The 16,341-nt window shown below is 56.7% G+C and carries 20 protein-coding genes; 13 read left to right on the forward strand and 7 right to left on the reverse strand.

The genetic code is table 11. From position 1 onward, the window contains the following. Window positions 1-10 precede the first annotated feature (10 nt). The 3 genes from OLX72_RS09010 to OLX72_RS09020 all read left to right on the forward strand — a co-directional run bounded on the left by OLX72_RS09010 (window position 11) and on the right by OLX72_RS09020 (window position 4,348). Window positions 11-1,660 carry an electron transfer flavoprotein-ubiquinone oxidoreductase gene (locus OLX72_RS09010; protein WP_433990304.1) on the forward strand — a complete coding sequence of 550 codons (1,650 nt, stop codon included), beginning with the start codon at window positions 11-13 and terminating at the stop codon, window positions 1,658-1,660. A 119-nt stretch (window positions 1,661-1,779) separates the two neighbouring features. Further along, the gene (locus OLX72_RS09015; protein ID WP_368073718.1) at window positions 1,780-3,474 is read left to right on the forward strand and encodes a tetratricopeptide repeat protein; all 1,695 of its coding nucleotides are present in this window, start codon (window positions 1,780-1,782) and stop codon (window positions 3,472-3,474) included. Beyond that, window positions 3,458-4,348 carry a 4-(cytidine 5'-diphospho)-2-C-methyl-D-erythritol kinase gene (locus tag OLX72_RS09020; protein ID WP_433990305.1) on the forward strand — a complete coding sequence of 297 codons (891 nt, stop codon included), beginning with the start codon at window positions 3,458-3,460 and terminating at the stop codon, window positions 4,346-4,348. The genes OLX72_RS09015 and OLX72_RS09020 overlap by 17 nt, the downstream gene beginning before the upstream one ends. On the opposite strand, the gene OLX72_RS09025 is transcribed toward OLX72_RS09020, so the two are convergent. Continuing rightward, entirely contained in the window at window positions 4,324-5,313 is a 990-nt protein-coding gene (locus tag OLX72_RS09025; protein ID WP_254684643.1) for a polyprenyl synthetase family protein, read from the reverse strand. The two genes, OLX72_RS09020 and OLX72_RS09025, sit on opposite strands and share 25 nt — an antisense overlap. Window positions 5,314-5,381: 68 nt before the next feature. Between OLX72_RS09025 and OLX72_RS09030 the strand changes: the two genes are divergently transcribed. From OLX72_RS09030 to OLX72_RS09040, 3 genes are all read left to right on the forward strand, one after another. Further along, window positions 5,382-5,603, forward strand: a complete 222-nt coding sequence (locus tag OLX72_RS09030) for a DUF2007 domain-containing protein (protein WP_114871508.1) — start codon at window positions 5,382-5,384, stop codon at window positions 5,601-5,603. Continuing rightward, window positions 5,603-6,376 (forward strand): tRNA1(Val) (adenine(37)-N6)-methyltransferase, encoded by a 774-nt coding sequence (locus OLX72_RS09035; protein ID WP_114871507.1) that lies wholly within the window; start codon window positions 5,603-5,605, stop codon window positions 6,374-6,376. Before OLX72_RS09030 ends, OLX72_RS09035 begins: the two co-directional genes overlap by 1 nt. Before the next feature lie 97 nt (window positions 6,377-6,473). Then, window positions 6,474-6,638, forward strand: coding sequence for a YdcH family protein (locus tag OLX72_RS09040; protein WP_433990306.1), 165 nt, complete (start codon window positions 6,474-6,476; stop codon window positions 6,636-6,638). On the opposite strand, the gene yddG is transcribed toward OLX72_RS09040, so the two are convergent. The 5 genes from yddG to OLX72_RS09065 form a co-directional block, all read right to left on the reverse strand. Beyond that, a complete protein-coding gene (gene yddG / locus OLX72_RS09045; RefSeq protein ID WP_114871506.1) occupies window positions 6,627-7,514 on the reverse strand; it encodes an aromatic amino acid exporter YddG in 888 nt (295 codons plus the stop codon). The genes OLX72_RS09040 and yddG overlap by 12 nt on opposite strands. Next, window positions 7,511-8,458 carry a transcriptional regulator GcvA gene (locus OLX72_RS09050; protein WP_114871505.1) on the reverse strand — a complete coding sequence of 316 codons (948 nt, stop codon included), beginning with the start codon at window positions 8,456-8,458 and terminating at the stop codon, window positions 7,511-7,513. Before OLX72_RS09050 ends, yddG begins: the two co-directional genes overlap by 4 nt. A gap of 312 nt (window positions 8,459-8,770) precedes the next feature. Next, on the reverse strand, window positions 8,771-9,493 hold the full coding sequence (gene phbB, locus OLX72_RS09055) for an acetoacetyl-CoA reductase (protein ID WP_114871504.1): 723 nt from the start codon (window positions 9,491-9,493) through the stop codon (window positions 8,771-8,773). A gap of 151 nt (window positions 9,494-9,644) precedes the next feature. Further along, a complete protein-coding gene (locus OLX72_RS09060; protein WP_114871503.1) occupies window positions 9,645-10,820 on the reverse strand; it encodes an acetyl-CoA C-acetyltransferase in 1,176 nt (391 codons plus the stop codon). A 168-nt stretch (window positions 10,821-10,988) separates the two neighbouring features. Then, a complete protein-coding gene (locus tag OLX72_RS09065) occupies window positions 10,989-11,840 on the reverse strand; it encodes an EAL domain-containing protein (protein WP_433990447.1) in 852 nt (283 codons plus the stop codon). Window positions 11,841-11,962: 122 nt separating this feature from the next. Here OLX72_RS09065 and OLX72_RS09070 point away from each other — a divergent pair, with 122 nt between their 5' ends. Further along, complete coding sequence (locus OLX72_RS09070) at window positions 11,963-12,535, forward strand: DNA-3-methyladenine glycosylase I (protein WP_433990307.1); 573 nt, start codon at window positions 11,963-11,965, stop codon at window positions 12,533-12,535. Between the two features lie 4 nt (window positions 12,536-12,539). On the opposite strand, the gene OLX72_RS09075 is transcribed toward OLX72_RS09070, so the two are convergent. Continuing rightward, window positions 12,540-13,100 carry a TlpA family protein disulfide reductase gene (locus tag OLX72_RS09075; protein WP_114871501.1) on the reverse strand — a complete coding sequence of 187 codons (561 nt, stop codon included), beginning with the start codon at window positions 13,098-13,100 and terminating at the stop codon, window positions 12,540-12,542. Window positions 13,101-13,125: 25 nt separating this feature from the next. Between OLX72_RS09075 and argH the strand changes: the two genes are divergently transcribed. The 6 genes from argH to OLX72_RS09105 all read left to right on the forward strand — a co-directional run bounded on the left by argH (window position 13,126) and on the right by OLX72_RS09105 (window position 16,230). Further along, on the forward strand, window positions 13,126-14,517 hold the full coding sequence (gene argH, locus OLX72_RS09080; RefSeq protein ID WP_433990308.1) for an argininosuccinate lyase: 1,392 nt from the start codon (window positions 13,126-13,128) through the stop codon (window positions 14,515-14,517). After that, entirely contained in the window at window positions 14,514-14,690 is a 177-nt protein-coding gene (locus tag OLX72_RS09085; protein ID WP_205388991.1) for a hypothetical protein, read from the forward strand. The genes argH and OLX72_RS09085 overlap by 4 nt, the downstream gene beginning before the upstream one ends. 146 nt (window positions 14,691-14,836) lie before the next feature. After that, complete coding sequence (locus OLX72_RS09090; protein ID WP_114871499.1) at window positions 14,837-15,001, forward strand: argininosuccinate lyase; 165 nt, start codon at window positions 14,837-14,839, stop codon at window positions 14,999-15,001. Further along, entirely contained in the window at window positions 15,001-15,318 is a 318-nt protein-coding gene (locus OLX72_RS09095; RefSeq protein ID WP_114871498.1) for a DUF2834 domain-containing protein, read from the forward strand. The genes OLX72_RS09090 and OLX72_RS09095 overlap by 1 nt, the downstream gene beginning before the upstream one ends. A 183-nt stretch (window positions 15,319-15,501) precedes the next feature. Next, window positions 15,502-15,723 carry a hypothetical protein gene (locus OLX72_RS09100; protein WP_433990309.1) on the forward strand — a complete coding sequence of 74 codons (222 nt, stop codon included), beginning with the start codon at window positions 15,502-15,504 and terminating at the stop codon, window positions 15,721-15,723. A gap of 120 nt (window positions 15,724-15,843) precedes the next feature. Beyond that, a complete protein-coding gene (locus tag OLX72_RS09105; RefSeq protein ID WP_114871496.1) occupies window positions 15,844-16,230 on the forward strand; it encodes a VPLPA-CTERM sorting domain-containing protein in 387 nt (128 codons plus the stop codon). Window positions 16,231-16,341 lie beyond the last annotated feature (111 nt).

The following is a 16,341-nucleotide window of genomic DNA, read 5'->3' on the forward strand; positions in this document are numbered from 1 at the left end:
GAGCCGCGAGATGGCCGAGATTGAACGCGAAGCAATGGAATATGATGTGGTTATCGTGGGGGCCGGCCCTGCCGGATTGTCCGCCGCGATCCGCCTGAAACAACTTGATGCCGATATCAATGTTGTCGTTCTGGAAAAAGGTTCGGAAGTCGGTGCCCATATCCTGTCCGGTGCTGTGCTTGATCCTGTCGGGCTTGATGCGTTGATCCCCGACTGGAAGGAAAAGGGCGCACCGATCAATGTGCCTGTCAAGGAAGACAATTTCTACATGCTGGGCGAAGCGGGCCAGTTGCGCATCCCGAATTTTCCGATGCCGCCGTTGATGAACAACCACGGCAATTACATCGTGTCGATGGGCAATGTCTGCCGCTGGATGGCCGAACAGGCCGAGGCGCTGGGGGTCGAGATTTTTCCGGGCATGTCCTGTTCCGAACTGGTTTACGGTGACAATGGCGAGGTCAAAGGCGTTGTGGCCGGTGTATTCGGTCTGGAAGAAGATGGCAGCCTAGGCCCCAACTCTGAACCCGGTATGGAACTGCACGGTAAATATGTCTTCCTGTCCGAAGGCGTACGCGGGTCGCTGTCCAAGGAAGTGATCGAGAAATTTGACCTGTCCAAGGGGAAAGAGCCGCAGAAATTCGGGCTTGGCATGAAGGAAATCTGGGAAATTGATCCCGATAAACATCACGAAGGCCGCGTGACCCATACAATGGGTTGGCCTCTGGGCAGCAATGCCGGTGGCGGGTCGTTCATCTACCACCTTGAAAACAATCAGGTCTATGTCGGGTTTGTGGTGCATCTGAACTACAAGAACCCGCACCTGTTTCCCTACATGGAATTCCAGCGTTTCAAGCATCACCCGATGGTTGCCGATTTGCTGAAAGGCGGGAAACGCGTGGCCTATGGCGCGCGGGCGATTTCCGAAGGCGGGTATCAGTCGATGCCCAAAATGGTGGCACCGGGTGTTGCACTTTTGGGGTGCTCTGTCGGTATGGTCAACGTGCCGCGGATCAAGGGAAACCATAATGCGATGCTGTCTGGCAAAGCTGCAGCCGAAGCCGCGTTCAAGGCCATTCAGGACGGGCGCAGTGCGGATGAACTGAGCGCTTACGAGGACGAAGTACGTTCTGGCGCTATCGGAAAAGATCTGGAGAAAGTGCGTAACGTCAAACCCTTGTGGTCCAAATACGGGTTGATGGCTTCGCTGACGCTGGGCGGGTTCGATATGTGGACCAACACGCTGGGGTTTTCCCTGATGGGAACGCAAAAGCATGGCAAGACTGATGCTGAAGCGACGGAAGAAGCCAGCAAGCACACGCCCATCGACTATCCGAAACCCGATGGCACGCTGTCTTTTGATCGCCTGACCAACGTCGCGTTTTCATTTACCAATCACGAAGAAAGCCAGCCCGCGCATTTGAAGCTGAAAGATGCGTCGATACCGGTTGCACAGAACCTGCCCAAATTTGCGGGTCCGTCGGCGCGCTATTGCCCGGCTGGAGTGTATGAATTCGTTGAAGCAGCTGGCAAGGACACGCGATTTGTCATCAACTTCCAGAACTGTGTGCATTGCAAGACCTGTGATATCAAGGATCCTGCGCAAAACATCAACTGGACGACACCGCAAGGCGGAGACGGGCCGAACTACCCGAACATGTGATGATATTCCAGTGTCTGCAAAGGGTTTGATTCATCGCGCGCCATTGCGCGTTGCCCCATAAAACCCTAGCTTATCGCGCAAGAGCAGAAAACAGCGAGGCAGGGCAATTGCGGAACCTATTGAGACGTACGGCGTGTATTGCGGCACTGATCACGATGTCGGCTGTACCGGTGGCCGCACAATCAGGGGCCGGAGCCTATCTTGCCGCGCGACAAGCTGCGCTTTCCAGCGATTTCGATGTCGCTGCGCAGTACTACACCCAAGCGTTGGTGCGTAGTCCAAACGACCCCGAATTATTGGAAAGTGCGGCCCTTGCTCAACTGTCCCTCGGGCGGATCGATACCGCGTATCCGATGGCCCAGCAAATAGAAGCCGCCGGCCTGCGCAGCCAGATTGCACACATGATTGTTGTCGCAAAGCTAAGCGCTAACGAAGATTACGCCGCCATTCTGGAACGTGATTCACAAAAACTGGGAATTGGCCCTCTGGTTGATGGTCTGGTCGAGGCATGGGCGCAGATCGGCAACGGGTCTGTCGCCCAGGGGCTGGAACGTTTTGACGATGTGGCGCAGGATGCAGGGCTGCGTGGCTTTGCCTATTACCAAAAGGCACTGGCGCTGGCGATGGTCGGCGATTTTGAAGGTGCTGATGCGATCCTGTCGGGTGATGCGGCGGGCGCGATCAACAGAACCAGACGCGGGGCGATGGCACAGGCCGAAGTCTTGTCCCAGTTGGGGCGGAATGAGGATGCGCTTGCCGGGCTGACGGCCACGTTCGGTTCATCGCTTGACCCGGAGTTGCAGGGGCTGGTTGACCGGCTAAGCACCGGAGAGCGCCTGCCTTTCACGCATGTCACATCGGTCAATGACGGTCTGGCCGAAGTGTTTTATTCCGTAGGGGCCGCGTTGTCGAATGAAGCGACCCCTGATTATTCGTTGGTCTACACCCGCATCGCAGCCTATCTGCGGCCCGATCACATCGACGCCCTTTTGCTAAGTGCCGCCCTACTGGATGAACTAGACCAGTTCGATCTTGCGATCGAGACGTACAAGCAGGTGCCCGAAGGTCATGGCGCCTATCATGCTGCGGAACTTGGCCGGGCGAATGCGCTGAACCAAAGCGGCAAGCCGGATGCATCCGTCGAGGTGCTGGAACAACTTGCACGGGCTTACCCCGACCTGACGATCGTTCATTCGACATTGGGCGATCTTTTGCGCCAGCAGGATGATTTCGAAGGGGCGGTTGGCGCTTATGACCGCGCCCTTGCCCTGACCAAGGATGGCGACAGATCGCAATGGTTCTTGTTCTATGCGCGGGGCATATCCCATGAACGATCCGACAACTGGCCCGAAGCCGAAGCAGATTTTCGCGCCGCGTTGGAACTGAACCCGGATCAACCGCAGGTGTTGAACTATCTTGGCTATTCGATGGTTGAAAAGCAGATCAACCTGGATGAGGCGCTGGACATGATCCAGCGGGCCGTCGCCGCCCGCCCGGACAGCGGATATATCGTGGATTCGCTGGGTTGGGTTTTGTACCGTCTGGGGCGCTACGAAGAGGCGGTTGGCCATATGGAACTGGCGGTCGAGCTTGAGGCGGTCGATCCTATCGTGAACGACCATTTGGGCGATGTGTACTGGGCTGTCGGGCGTTATCGCGAGGCCCGTTTCCAGTGGAACCGTGCCCTGTCCTTTGATCCCGAAGAAAAAGAGGCGGACCGTATCCGGCGTAAACTGGAAGTCGGGCTGGATCAGGTTCTTGAGGAAGAAGGCGCCCCGCCCTTGAAGCTGACGAAAGATGAAAATGAAGGCTAGGGCCTTTGCACCGGCAAAAATAAACCTGAGCCTCCATATCACCGGCCAGCGCGCTGACGGGTATCATCTGATCGACAGTATTGTCGCCTTTGCCGATGTTGGTGACATTGTCACGGTAGAGACAGGCAAAGGCGCGGGGCTTTCGGTAACTGGTCCTGCGGCACAAGGTGTTCCCGCAGATGAAAGTAACCTTGTCTGCAGGATCGCGCGCGCTTTCTGGCCGGATGCTGACGTACATATCCAACTGGAAAAACATTTGCCGTCCGCATCGGGTATCGGCGGCGGGTCTGCGGATGCAGCGGCGTGTTTCAGGGCCATGTCAAAGCTGTTTCCACGCGCCGCTGCGGCAGACGTTACATCCGAACTTTTGCAAATCGGGGCTGATGTGCCGATGTGCGTGTCGGGCAAACCGGCGCGTGTTGGCGGCGTTGGTGAAATTCTGGACCCGATTGATGCGCTTGCGTCTTTGCCGGCTGTTCTGGTCAACCCAGGTATCCCTGTTTCTACACCGGCGGTGTTCGCAGCGCTTGAATGCCGGTCCAATGCCGCAATGGGAGTTCTGCCAGACGACATGAGCGATCCTGCGTCTGTGGCCGACTGGTTAAGCCGGCAACGCAATGACATGCAGCAGGCAGCCATCGCTCAGGTTCCCCAGATCAGCGCGGTTCTGGATCATATCGCGTCCACGTCAGGATGCGCGTTCAGCCGGATGTCGGGTTCGGGGGCCACGTGTTTTGGCATCTATCCGGCACCGGCAGATGCCAAAGCCGCCGCGCTCCAACTGGCGGCAGAGCGGCCGGATTGGTGGGTTTGCTTTGCCGTGTTGGGTTCCCCGCCCCAAGCGGATGCTCAGTTGATGCGTTCGACGACGTAATCGGCCAGATCAATCAGCATGGTACGGATCGGATGATCCGGCAATCGGGTCAGCGCTGATTTGGCCCGATCGGCCCAGTCAATCGCTTCGCGGCGCGTTGCCTCAAGCGTGCGGTGCTTTTTCATCAGGGATAGCGCATGGCTAAGATCACCGTCTTGTTGCTTGCCCTTTTCGATCGTACGCACCCAGAATTCCCGTTCGGTCTGATCCGCCAGCGCGACGGCCTTGATCACCGGAAGCGTCAGTTTACGTTCGCGAAAATCATCGCCGATGTTCTTGCCGGTTGCCCCGGTGTCGCCTTGATAATCAAGCAGATCGTCGACAATCTGAAACGCAATGCCCAACGCATCGCCATATTCAAACAAAGCCTTTATCTGGTCCTCGGGCGCGTTTGCGATCACGCCGCCAACTTCGGTAGCGGCAGAAAACAGGGCCGCTGTCTTTCCGCGCACAACCTTCAGATAGACGTCTTCGCTTGTCGCCAGATTCTGGGCGGCTGTCAGTTGCAGCACTTCGCCTTCGGCAATCGTTGCAGCGGCGTTGGCCAGAATATCAAGAACCCGCAACGACCCGGTTTCAACCATTAGCTGGAAACTGCGGGCGAACAGATAATCCCCCACCAGTACGGATGATTGATTGTCCCACAGCAGGTTGGCCGTGGGGCGGCCCCGGCGTTGTGCGCTTTCGTCTACCACATCGTCATGCAAGAGAGTGGCCGTGTGAATAAATTCGACCGTGGCCGCCAGATGGATGTGATAGGGCCCGTCGTAGTTGCACAAACCTGCCGTCGCCAATGTCAGCATCGGACGCAGACGTTTTCCGCCTGCTTCGACCAGATGCGCCGTGACTTCGGGAATGCGGGGGGCGTGTTCGGACGCCATGCGCGCCCGGATCAGCGCGTTGACCTGATCCAATTCGCCTGCAAGGTAGCGGGCCAACTGCTCATGCGGCTTTGCAGGTACCATTGCGCTGTCCATGCTTCCCCTATTCCAAGGCTCGACATTCATGCCGCCTTGCTCTTACAACCTTGCCTATGAAGGAACTACTGCGCACGACCGATCCGACAATCATTGCCTTTGCGTCCGCCCTTCTTAAGGGAGAGGATATAGCTTGCTTTGAAATGGACGTAAATATGAGCGTTCTTGAAGGCGGTATAGGGATATTTCCCCGCCGGATGATGGTGCGTTCGGGTGATTATGACAGGGCGCTGCGGGTTATGTTGGACAATGAGATCGATCTGGGCCAGTCGCGCTGATGTTTTCAGAAGAAGATGTTACTCTGGATGCGTTTCTGGGTGGCAAGGTCAGACTTTATCAACCTCGTAACGGCTACCGCGCTGGTGTTGATCCCGTGTTGCTGGCTGCGTGTGTCAATGCAAAGCCGGGGCAATCGGTTCTTGAACTGGGCTGTGGCGTTGGCGCGGCCAGTTTGTGCCTGTCGGCCCGCGTTGCAGACCTGCACATAACCGGGGTCGAGCGACAGGCCGATTATGCAACTCTGGCGCGGCGCAATGCGGAACTGAACAAAGCGTCATTTGCCACCGTGACGGCAGATATCAGCGCTTTGCCGACCGACGTGCGCCAGATGCGGTTTGATCATGTGATCGCAAACCCGCCCTATTATCAGCGCACTCAGGGCACCGCGGCGGATGACAGCGGGCGCGAAGGCGCGCTGGGCGAAGATACCCCGCTTGAAACATGGGTGCGCGTTGCCGCGAAAAGGCTGGCGCCCAAGGGATACGCGCATTTCATTCACAGGTCGGAACGTTTGCCCGATCTGTTGGCCGCGTGCGCTGGCCGGCTGGGCAGTATCGAGGTGTTACCGCTTTGCGCGCGGGCCGGACGAAAGGCCGAGCTGGTCATATTACGGGGCCGTTCCGCGGGGCGCGCACCCTTTACCCTGCACGCGCCGGTTATTCTGCACCAAGGCGCCACACACGAACGGGACGGCGAAGACTATGCGCCGCTTGTACGCGATGTTTTGCGGCTTGGGGCTGCGCTGCCGTTTGGCGATCCGGCGGCCGGGTGATTGTAAAGAATTTGTTATCCATAGTTTGCGTCTGCAGCGTGACAGGTGGAAAAAAATATGGTTCGATACACTGCAACTTATTCAGAGGAGGATTGCCATGAGCCTGAGCTCGCATCTGTCGGAACTGAAAAAGAAGCACCAACACCTGAGTGATGCCGTGGAAGATGCCCAACGTGCACCCGGGGTGGATGGACTTCAAATTGCGGATTTGAAGAAGCAGAAATTGCGACTCAAGGAAGAGATTGAACGCCTAACGGCCTGAACCGCCGATTTGTTCACTTCTGCTGCTGGCGCGCGCGGCAATCACGGCGCCAGCGGTTATCAACATGGCCGCAAGCGCCAACGTTAGTGTTGGTGGGGCAATACCTGCAAGCACCAGGCACAGTGTGGATAGCAGCGGCGCAGCATATGATGCTGTGCCCAAAAGCTGTATGTCGCCCTTTTTTACGCCTATGTCCCAAACATAAAAGGCCAGCCCGACAGGCCCAAGGCCCAACCCGATGGCGGCCAGCCAGGAACTGGTGGTTTCGGGCCAAACTGTCGTTTCAAACATCATGTGCAGCACCCCGGACAGCACCGCCGTTGCACAACAGAATACGGCGACCGTTTCCGTTGGAAACCGGCCCAGCCGCCGCGAAACAACCGAATAACCGGACCACGTCAGGGCGCACAGAAACGCCAGCGCGTATCCGGGGATTGCGGATGACTGAAATCCGGTTTCGCCGCCTGTAATAATCAGTGCGGCACCGCCAAAACCGATCAGTGCACCGATCAGATGGCCAGCCCTGATTTTTTCACCGGGTAACAATCCGGAAAACAAAACGATCAACAAAGGCCAAAGATAAGCAATCAGCCCGGCCTCGGCCGCCGGGGCGAGGCGCAATGCCGAAAAATACAGCGCGTGGTAGCCGAAAAGCCCCAGTGTTCCGAACAGATAAACAGACAGCGGAACAGCGCGCAGTTTCGCAAATCCGCCAGTTGTGGCGCACCAGACCAGCCCCAGTATGCCACCGATGGAAAAACAGATGGCGTTCAGTAACAAGGGTGGCGTTGGCGCAGACCCGACCGTAAGCAGGGCCAGCAACGCCCAGAGCAATACGGCACCGAACCCAATGGCTGTGGCGCGAGTACGTGTCATTTGGCGGCGATATCTTCGACGGGAATGATGTTCAGGGTGGCGTTGAAATCTGAAAGCTTTTCTATTTCTTGCAAAATCCAATCGCGGAACGCTTTAACCTGCGGGCGGTTTTCTGCACCTTCGGGGCACAAAAACCTGAAATGCGCCTTGGTGGAAATGGCGGTTTTGAACGGCGCGACCAGCCGTCCCTCGCTTAGATCCTTGATCACCAGGGCGCGCCGGCCCAATACGATTCCCGCGCCCGCAAGCGCTGCATCCACTGCGTGATCCGCCTGCGAAAACCGGACGCCATGCGTTGGGTTGAAATCAATGCCAACCGCGCGGAACCACGTCTGCCAATCGCATTTGGGCCTTAGAAAACTGATTGAATCGTCAAACAGCAAAGGGGCATCTTTCAGAGATTCGGGTGTCGGGTATTTCTGGGCAAGTTCGGATGTCATGACCGGCATGACCCATTCCACGGCCAGTGGTATCGCGTACAATCCCGGATCAGGGCCGTACCCGAACCGGATAGCAACATCGATTTCGTCGCGATCGAAATCCATAATGCGCAACCCCGCCGAAAACCGCAATTCGATGTCCGGATGGGCCTGTGCGAATTCATACAGCCTTGGGGCCAGCCATTTTGCAGTGAATGCCGGCCCTGCCGTGACGGTCAGTGTTGAATTGTTCTGAAGGCGTCGTGCAGAACGCCAGGCGCTTGCCAGCATTGCAAATCCATCAGCAGTTCCCGGGGCCAGCGCCCGGCCGGCTTCTGTCAGGGTGACGGCCCGGTTCAGCCGGTGAAACAAAGGCTGGCCCAAATGATCTTCCAGTGACTTGATCTGAAAGGACAGGGCGGCAGGTGTTACGTTCAGTTCGGCAGCGGCTTGCGCAAAGGACATGTGTCGCGCGGCGGCATCAAAGGCGCGTAATGCGGTGAGGGGTGGAAGGCGATCTGTCATATTCAGTTAAGTATAACTTAATTGAAGCTTTGAAAAGTCTCGTTTGTCAGTTTGATTGCAAAAGGCCATGTTAAGTGCAGTTAATCAAACCTGATCCAAGGAGAGTTCAGATGCACGAAGCTACAACAATCCGCACATTGCGCAACGCAATGGACAAGGCACATTCCGAACGGGCCCGCGCCGCAGCCGATATCTGGCACTGGCTGTTTTCCGGCAAATCTTCCCGCTGAATACCGCGCGCAGTATTCTTACGGGATGAAACGAAAAGGGCCGGTCAAATCGACCGGCCCTTTTTTTGTTCACTGGACAAAATCAGACGAAATACTGCGCTCCGTTGGCAGAAATTGTGGATCCGTTGATAAAGCCCGAATCTTCTGACGCCAGAAATACAACGCAGCGCGCGATTTCATCGGGTTCACCCAAACGGCCCGCCGGGATTTGCGCGATGATGCTTTCGCGCACTTTTTCCGGAACCGCCATGACCATGTCTGTTCCGATGTAACCGGGGCAGATTGCATTTGCGGTAATGCCCGCACGGGCGCCTTCTTGTGCCAGAGATTTGACGATACCCAGATCGCCTGCCTTGGTCGCGGCATAGTTCACCTGTGCGAACTGGCCCTTTTGGCCGTTGATCGAGCTGATCACGATGACGCGCCCGTATTTACGCTCGCGCATGCCCGGCCAGACCGGATGCACGGTGTTGAACACTCCGGTGAGGTTTGTATCGATAACCTCGTGCCACTGTTCCGGGGTCATTCTGTGGAACGGCGCGTCACGGGTGATACCGGCATTTGCGACAACAACGTCAATCGGGCCGACTTCGGCTTCAACCTTGGCGATGCCGGCTTTTGATTCTTCGTAATCGGCAACATTCCATTTATAGGTTTTGATGCCGGTTTCTTCCGTAAACTTCGCGGCGGCTTCGTCATTGCCAGCATAGGTCGCTGCAACGTTATAGCCCTCCGCTTTCAAAGCTTTGGAAATTGCGGCTCCGATACCGCGGCTGCCGCCGGTTACAAGGGCTGTACGGGACATGGTTCAGAATTCCTCCAGATTTGTGTTCGTAATCTTGTTACGTTGTATGATTTAGTTGCGCAATAATATTGCGTCATGAAAATGCAGCCGCAGCGGTATGCCGCGTCTGCATGTCTTTAATCGGGCTGCACTTTGTGCACTTTGATGTGGATCAGTCGCGTTCCACACACATAGCGACACCCATGCCACCGCCGATGCACAATGTGGCCAGGCCCTTTTTCGCGTCACGGCGCTGCATTTCAAACAGCAGCGTGTTCAAAACCCGGCAGCCCGAGGCGCCGATGGGATGACCGATTGCGATCGCGCCGCCGTTCACGTTCACGATCTCCGGGTTCCAGCCCATGTCCTTGTTGACCGCGCAGGCCTGTGCGGCAAACGCCTCGTTGGCTTCTACAAGATCCAGATCTTCGGCTTTCCAACCTGCTTTTTCCAGCGCCTTGCGGCTGGCATAGATCGGTCCAACGCCCATGATCGACGGGTCCAGACCGACGGTCGCATAAGATGCGATACGGGCCAGAGGTTTGATGCCGCGTTTTTCGGCATTGTCTGCGGACATCAGCAGGGTCGCGGCGGCACCATCATTCAGGCCGGAAGCGTTGGCGGCTGTGACCGATCCATCCTTGGTAAAGGCGGGGCGCATCTTGGCCATGGCTTCGATATTGGCGCCGTGACGGATGTATTCATCGGCATCTACCACGATGTCACCCTTGCGGGTCTTGACCGTGAAAGCGACGATTTCATCTTTGAACTTGCCGGCTTTCTGTGCGGCTTCGGCCTTGTTTTGCGACGCGACGGCGAATTGATCCTGCGCTTCGCGGCTGATCTGCCATTTCTCAGCAACGTTTTCGGCCGTCTGGCCCATGTGATAGCCGTTGAAGGCATCCCACAATCCGTCGCGGATCATGGTGTCGATATATTTCATATCCCCCATTTTGTGGCCGGCACGCAGGTGGGCGGCGTGGGGGCTGAGGGTCATGTTTTCCTGTCCGCCGGCGATCACGATATCCGCGTCACCCAGCTGGATGTGCTGGGCGCCCAAGGCAACGGCGCGCAGGCCCGAGCCACACACCTGGTTGATTGACCAGGCTGCGGCTTCCAGTGGAAGGCCGGCGTTGACATGTGCCTGGCGCGCCGGGTTCTGGCCCTGGGCGGCTGTCAGAACCTGACCCAGAATGGTTTCGGACACTTCCGATTTGTCGATACCGGCGCGTTCGACAACGGCCTCAAGCACGGTTGCGCCCAGATCATGGGCCGGTGTGTTTGCGAAAGATCCGCCAAAGCTGCCGACAGCAGTACGTGCCGCGGATGCGATTACAATATTGGTCATGGTGATGTGTGTCCTCTACCAGGTTCCGGTTCTGGCCGAGAATCAAACAGGAATTGCCGTGTTTGCAATGTCCTGCTCCTCCGCCCTTCGGGAGTGCAATAAAGGATTAGCTGCAGTGCGGCAACAGACAGGGTGTCTCAGGTGTTGGAGAACGCGAAAAGCATAGGGTTATGCCGAGGCGCGCGAGCCTTTTTGGCGGTGGTCCGGTGCTGCCCATTGTGGTGATGTCGTCGTGCTGCCAAAGAAATAACCCTGCATGCAATCCACCCCCAGACTGACCAGCATGGTCACATCTTCGGCGGTTTCGACATGTTCCGCGACGGTGACCATTTCAAACTGTTCCGCAATTGCGATCATCGCGCGCACCAGAATCTGATTGTCCGGGTGTGTTGCGATACCGCGGATGAACTGACCGTCGATCTTGATCATGTCGAAATAGAAGTCTTTCAGATGCCGCAGGGATGTGACGCCGGCGCCGAACCCATCCAGAGCAAAGGAAATGCCGCGCGATTGCAGCCGTTTCATGAAGTCGACAACCAGTTCGGGCACCTGCATCGCGGATGTTTCGTTGATTTCAAGGATCAGCCGCTCCGCGAGGGTCGGATTTCGGTTCAACCCGCGATCAAGCACACGCATCCAGCGCCGGTACCCGATCGAGCGCGCGGACATGTTGATCGACAAACGCAAGCCGGGATTGTTGGCAAGGGTCCGAAGCCCGATTTCCAGCGCAAGACAGTCCAGCTTGCGGCCGAGTTCGCTGGTTTCGACAACGCTCATAAAATCTTTGGCCGGTATGATGCGGCCTGTTTCGTCTTTCACCCGGATAAGACCTTCGTAAAAGGCGGGTTTGTCCGGAGACTGACACAGGATTACAGGTTGATAGGTCAGAAACGTTTCCTTGTGCGCAATGGCATGCGCAACCATGTCCAAAACGGATTTGTCACGCGACGACACGGCAAAATTGATCGGAGAATCCTCGCCACGTTCGACAGCGTGGAACGGTTTGCCTTTGCGTTGCATCATGTTGTCATCGCCTGATCAAACCCATTATCGGGTCAGAGTGTTGCGCCGAAACGCTAAAAAGGGCTTAACCTCTGATTTTGGTTCAAGTTTGATACAACCGCAAAGCAGGAGGGTTCGAATTGACGCAAAGATGTGGCTGGGCCGGACCGGAACAGATTTATCTGGATTATCACGACACCGATTGGGGTGTTCCTGAATATGACAGCCGCGCGTTGTGGGAAAAGCTTGTCCTTGACGGGTTTCAGGCCGGGCTAAGCTGGATCACCATTCTGAAGAAGCGCGAGAATTTTCGTGCCGCTTTCGAAGGGTTCGACCCGAATGTGATTGCCGAATGGGGCGCCCCCGAAGTTGGCCGCCTGCTTTCCAATCCCGGAATAATCCGGCACCGCGGCAAGATCGAAGCGACGATCACAAATGCCAGAGCGTGGCAGAAGATCGAAGCCGATGGCGGGTTTGACCAGTTTTTGTGGGATTATGTCGGCGGCAAGCCGCTGCAGAACGCCTGGACTTCGCTGGATCAGGTGCCTGCACAAACACCTTTGTCGGCAATGGTATCAAAAGACCTGAAGAAATCGGGTTTCCGGTTTTGCGGCCCGACAATCGTTTATGCGTTCATGCAGGCCACCGGACTGATCAATGACCATCTGGTCGGATGCCCGCGCCATGACCAGGTGAAAGCCCTTGTACGCTGACGGATCAGCCGCCTGCCAACAACGTGGAGATAATGGTTTTGGCACTGTCCGATACCCAGTCGGCATCGCCCCGCAGCCGTGCGATTTCCTGGCCTTCGGGGTTGATCAACACGGTAATTGGCAGCCCGAAAATACCCATGTCGCGGGCCAGGGCCTGTTTCGGGTCCTGATGGCGGGGCAGATTGCTGACACCGATGTCATCAAAAAACTTCCTGATCCCGGTGGGAGAGTTGCGGCCCGTTGCAATTGTCAGAACTGTGAAATTGTCGCCGCCAAATTTGGTCTGAAGTTCTGACAGCATCGGCATTTCCTTGCGGCAGGGCGCGCACCATGTCGCCCAGAAGTTCAGCAGGACATACTTGCCCTGATACTCCGCGAGCGTGGTGGTGCCACCGTCATCCTCGATGTTGAACGGGGTTGCGGGAACCTGCTGCGGGTCGGCATGGAACACCAGCTTTTTCATATCGCCTTCGCGCAACGCCTCAAGCGTTGACGCATCGCTGAAAGCGGGGTTTGCACCCAAGACAAGGGCCGTATAAACGAGCGCCAACCAGATTTTTTTCATGTTCCCTCCCAGCGGGTGTATTCAAATGACCGACAAAACCCAGAACCAGATGTGGGGCGGCCGCTTTGCCGCCGGACCAGATGCGATCATGGAAGCAATTAACGCGTCCATCGGGTTTGACCAGCGTATGGCGGCGCAGGATATTGCTGGTTCGCGGGCCCACGCAGCCATGCTTGGCGCAACGGGCATCATAAGCGATAGCGATGCCGCCGCCATTCAAAAAGGTCTTCTCACGGTATTGTCAGAGATCGAAGCGGGGGATTTCCCGTTTTCGACGGCTTTGGAAGACATTCACATGAATGTGGAGTCGCGCCTGAAAGAGATTATCGGTGAACCGGCAGGGCGCCTGCACACCGGGCGCAGCCGCAACGATCAGGTGGCCACCGATTTCAAATTGTGGGTGCGCGACCAGTTGGACGCCGCCGATGGTGCGATTGTCGCGTTGATGAAGGCGCTGTTGGGACAGGCCGAGGCAGGGGCCGACTGGGTCATGCCGGGGTTTACGCATCTGCAAGTGGCGCAACCGGTCACATGGGGCCACCACATGATGGCCTATGTCGAAATGCTGGGCCGTGATCTGGGGCGGATGCGGGATGCGCGGGCGCGCATGAATACTTGTCCGCTGGGCACCGCAGCGCTGGCCGGCACATCGTTTCCGATTGATCGCGATATGACGGCATCCGCGCTGGGTTTTGACGCGCCCGCCGCCAATTCGCTGGATGCGGTCAGCGATCGCGATTTTGCGCTGGAATTTCTTGGTGCCTCCAGCATCTGCGCCATGCACCTAAGCCGTCTGGCCGAAGAACTGGTGATCTGGTCGTCAGCGCAGTTCCGGTTTGTCACGCTGTCGGACCGGTTTTCCACCGGAAGTTCGATCATGCCGCAAAAGAAGAACCCCGATGCCGCCGAACTGATCCGCGCCAAGGTCGGGCGGATCATGGGGGCCAATGTTGGTTTGATGATGGTGATGAAGGGGCTGCCGCTGACCTATTCAAAGGACATGCAGGAAGACAAGGAACAGGTGTTTGATGCTGCCGATAACCTGATGCTGGCCCTTGCCGCAATGGAAGGCATGGTGCGCGACATGACCGCCAACCGTGATCATCTGGCCGCCGCCGCCGGGTCCGGTTTTTCCACGGCGACCGATCTGGCGGATTGGCTGGTGCGCGTTCTTGGCCTGCCGTTTCGCGATGCGCACCATATCACCGGGGCACTGGTTGCGATGGCCGAAGGCAAGGGCTGTGATCTGCCGGATTTGACCGTTGAAGACATGCAGTCGGTGCATGCGCAGATATCCGCAGAAGTGTTTGATGTGCTGGGCGTGCAAAATTCGGTCAATTCGCGTATATCCTATGGGGGAACCGCGCCAGATCAGGTGCGGTTGCAGATCGCGCGCTGGGAAGAGGTTCTGGGATGAAACATGCGGCTGTTTTGATGATCGTTCTTACTGCGCTTGCTGCATGTGGCGCGGACGGAGAGCCAGTGCGGCCCAGTGTGAACGCGGGCGTGAGCGTGACGCCCAGTGGCGTTTATCCTTCCGCGTCCGTTGGGGTCAGCAAGGGGCCGTTGTCGGTCTTTCTGGGCCTTTGATGGTATCGCAGCGGGCACGCATATATACTTGTTTTCGAACGCTGAATGGTTAGATCAAGCTGACAGTTGCCTAGTTTGACAGGGTCAAGGGCACCAGTTGCAGGCTTTGGCAGCCCTGAAATGCCAAGACACAAAGGTGAAAGCCAATGAAGTTTATTGTTCTAACGGTATTATGTGCATCGGTTGCCGCGTGTGGCGCCCCGTCGGGTAACACGTATTCGACGCCAGATAACGAACGCCAGATCACAACGCCGCCGCCGGGCATTTCCGTATCCGGCTATGCGCGGTTCGGTGTGGTCGGTCACCGCTGATGTCGCCTTTGCGCATGGTCTATCTTGCCCTTGCCGTCTGGGGGGCAATCCATCCGATGTACTATTTCGTCCAGTGGTTCATGGCCAATGGGTTTGACATCATGGCCATGGTGGATGCCTGGCACGTCAATGCCGCCAGCAGCGGGCTGGTCTGGGATCTGACGATTGCGGCCATCACGCTCACGATCTGGATCGTCGCCGAAGTTGCGGTGCGCCGGAACTGGTCTGGTCTGCTGGCGATTCCCGCGACGTTCTGCATTGGAGTCAGTTGCGGGCTGCCTTTGTACCTGTTCCTCAGAACGCGGCCAATAGACTGATAAATAACAGAAACCGGTTGTTTCGTGCGAATCCGGAAACGGTCAGTTTCCGTTACGTCAGGTGCGTCAATGATTGAATCATGGCAGTATTGTGTTAGGCAGAATATCGCCTATACGTGCGATTCGCGCGTTTATACGGTATGAGCAGAGCGCAAGAAGAAACGTTCAATGGTTTGGAGAGTAATGATGAAGACGACTTTGAAAGCTGTATTTGCTGCAGCGTCCTTGATGATGGCCCCGATGGCCGCATCGGCCGCCACGACATTCACAATGGATTTTGAAGATAAGAATGCCCACTTGGGCAATGGCGGCGGATGGACCGAGTATACTTTTGCGGGTCGTACGTTCAATCTGTCTGCAACCGGATGGACAGAAGGTGCGAACCTGTTTGACACCGCGTCCTGACCGACAAAAAACTCTTCTTCGACTACAAGCCATTGCTTCGGCGATTTCGATCTCGTCCCAGAGGCGAATGATGACGGCGTCGGTGGCAATGTTCTGATCCGGCAGCGTAAAGCTGGTGGAATGGGCGATCTGGCGAATGATGCGCCGAACAGCGGAAAGATCATTTTTGAACTGACGTCCGGCCCGGCATTGACATGGCTTGGCGCATCGGCTGTTGACAATGGTGTGTTTACGTTTTTGACCAATATTGACGGGTCCGAAACTACGCTTGGCTCAATCTCCGGTCTGGCGGATCGTGAAACCGCAAAGCTGACGTTCACGGAAAAATCTTCTCTGATCGAAGTAGGTGACCAGTTCATCATCCACTTCAGCGGTTCGGGCGGCGTTGACTCGCTGGTATTCGAAAACATCAGTGTGGTTCCAGTGCCTGCAAGCCTGCCGCTGCTGGTTGGTGCAATCGGCGGATTGGGCTTCATGGCGCGCCGTCGCAAGCAGCGCGCAGCCTGAACCTGACATTCTGAACCGGATCTGAAAGGGCGGCATTGACCGCCCTTTTTTGCATTTCTGATCCGGCCAAATCACGACGGATGATTGCGCTGCCCGCGCGGTCTGATATGA

Origin of the sequence: Sulfitobacter sp. TBRI5, assembly GCF_051013555.1 — a bacterium.
Lineage (GTDB): Bacteria > Pseudomonadota > Alphaproteobacteria > Rhodobacterales > Rhodobacteraceae > JL08.

Bases quoted from the DNA above. Each gene is read 5' to 3' on its own strand.
- OLX72_RS09060 (WP_114871503.1), bottom strand. From the start codon at position 10,820: ATGACCAATATTGTAATCGCATCCGCGGCACGTACTGCTGTCGGCAGC.
- OLX72_RS09040 (WP_433990306.1), top strand. From the start codon at position 6,474: ATGAGCCTGAGCTCGCATCTGTCGGAACTGAAAAAGAAGCACCAACAC.
- OLX72_RS09035 (WP_114871507.1), top strand. From the start codon at position 5,603: ATGTTTTCAGAAGAAGATGTTACTCTGGATGCGTTTCTGGGTGGCAAG.
- OLX72_RS09020 (WP_433990305.1), top strand. From the start codon at position 3,458: ATGAAAATGAAGGCTAGGGCCTTTGCACCGGCAAAAATAAACCTGAGC.
- OLX72_RS09100 (WP_433990309.1), top strand. From the start codon at position 15,502: ATGATGAAGACGACTTTGAAAGCTGTATTTGCTGCAGCGTCCTTGATG.
- OLX72_RS09105 (WP_114871496.1), top strand. From the start codon at position 15,844: ATGGGCGATCTGGCGAATGATGCGCCGAACAGCGGAAAGATCATTTTT.
- OLX72_RS09065 (WP_433990447.1), bottom strand. From the start codon at position 11,840: ATGCAACGCAAAGGCAAACCGTTCCACGCTGTCGAACGTGGCGAGGAT.
- OLX72_RS09085 (WP_205388991.1), top strand. From the start codon at position 14,514: ATGAAACATGCGGCTGTTTTGATGATCGTTCTTACTGCGCTTGCTGCA.
- OLX72_RS09090 (WP_114871499.1), top strand. From the start codon at position 14,837: ATGAAGTTTATTGTTCTAACGGTATTATGTGCATCGGTTGCCGCGTGT.
- phbB (WP_114871504.1), bottom strand. From the start codon at position 9,493: ATGTCCCGTACAGCCCTTGTAACCGGCGGCAGCCGCGGTATCGGAGCC.
- yddG (WP_114871506.1), bottom strand. From the start codon at position 7,514: ATGACACGTACTCGCGCCACAGCCATTGGGTTCGGTGCCGTATTGCTC.
- OLX72_RS09075 (WP_114871501.1), bottom strand. From the start codon at position 13,100: ATGAAAAAAATCTGGTTGGCGCTCGTTTATACGGCCCTTGTCTTGGGT.
- OLX72_RS09050 (WP_114871505.1), bottom strand. From the start codon at position 8,458: ATGACAGATCGCCTTCCACCCCTCACCGCATTACGCGCCTTTGATGCC.
- OLX72_RS09025 (WP_254684643.1), bottom strand. From the start codon at position 5,313: ATGGTACCTGCAAAGCCGCATGAGCAGTTGGCCCGCTACCTTGCAGGC.
- OLX72_RS09030 (WP_114871508.1), top strand. From the start codon at position 5,382: ATGAAGGAACTACTGCGCACGACCGATCCGACAATCATTGCCTTTGCG.
- OLX72_RS09010 (WP_433990304.1), top strand. From the start codon at position 11: ATGGCCGAGATTGAACGCGAAGCAATGGAATATGATGTGGTTATCGTG.
- OLX72_RS09095 (WP_114871498.1), top strand. From the start codon at position 15,001: ATGTCGCCTTTGCGCATGGTCTATCTTGCCCTTGCCGTCTGGGGGGCA.
- argH (WP_433990308.1), top strand. From the start codon at position 13,126: ATGACCGACAAAACCCAGAACCAGATGTGGGGCGGCCGCTTTGCCGCC.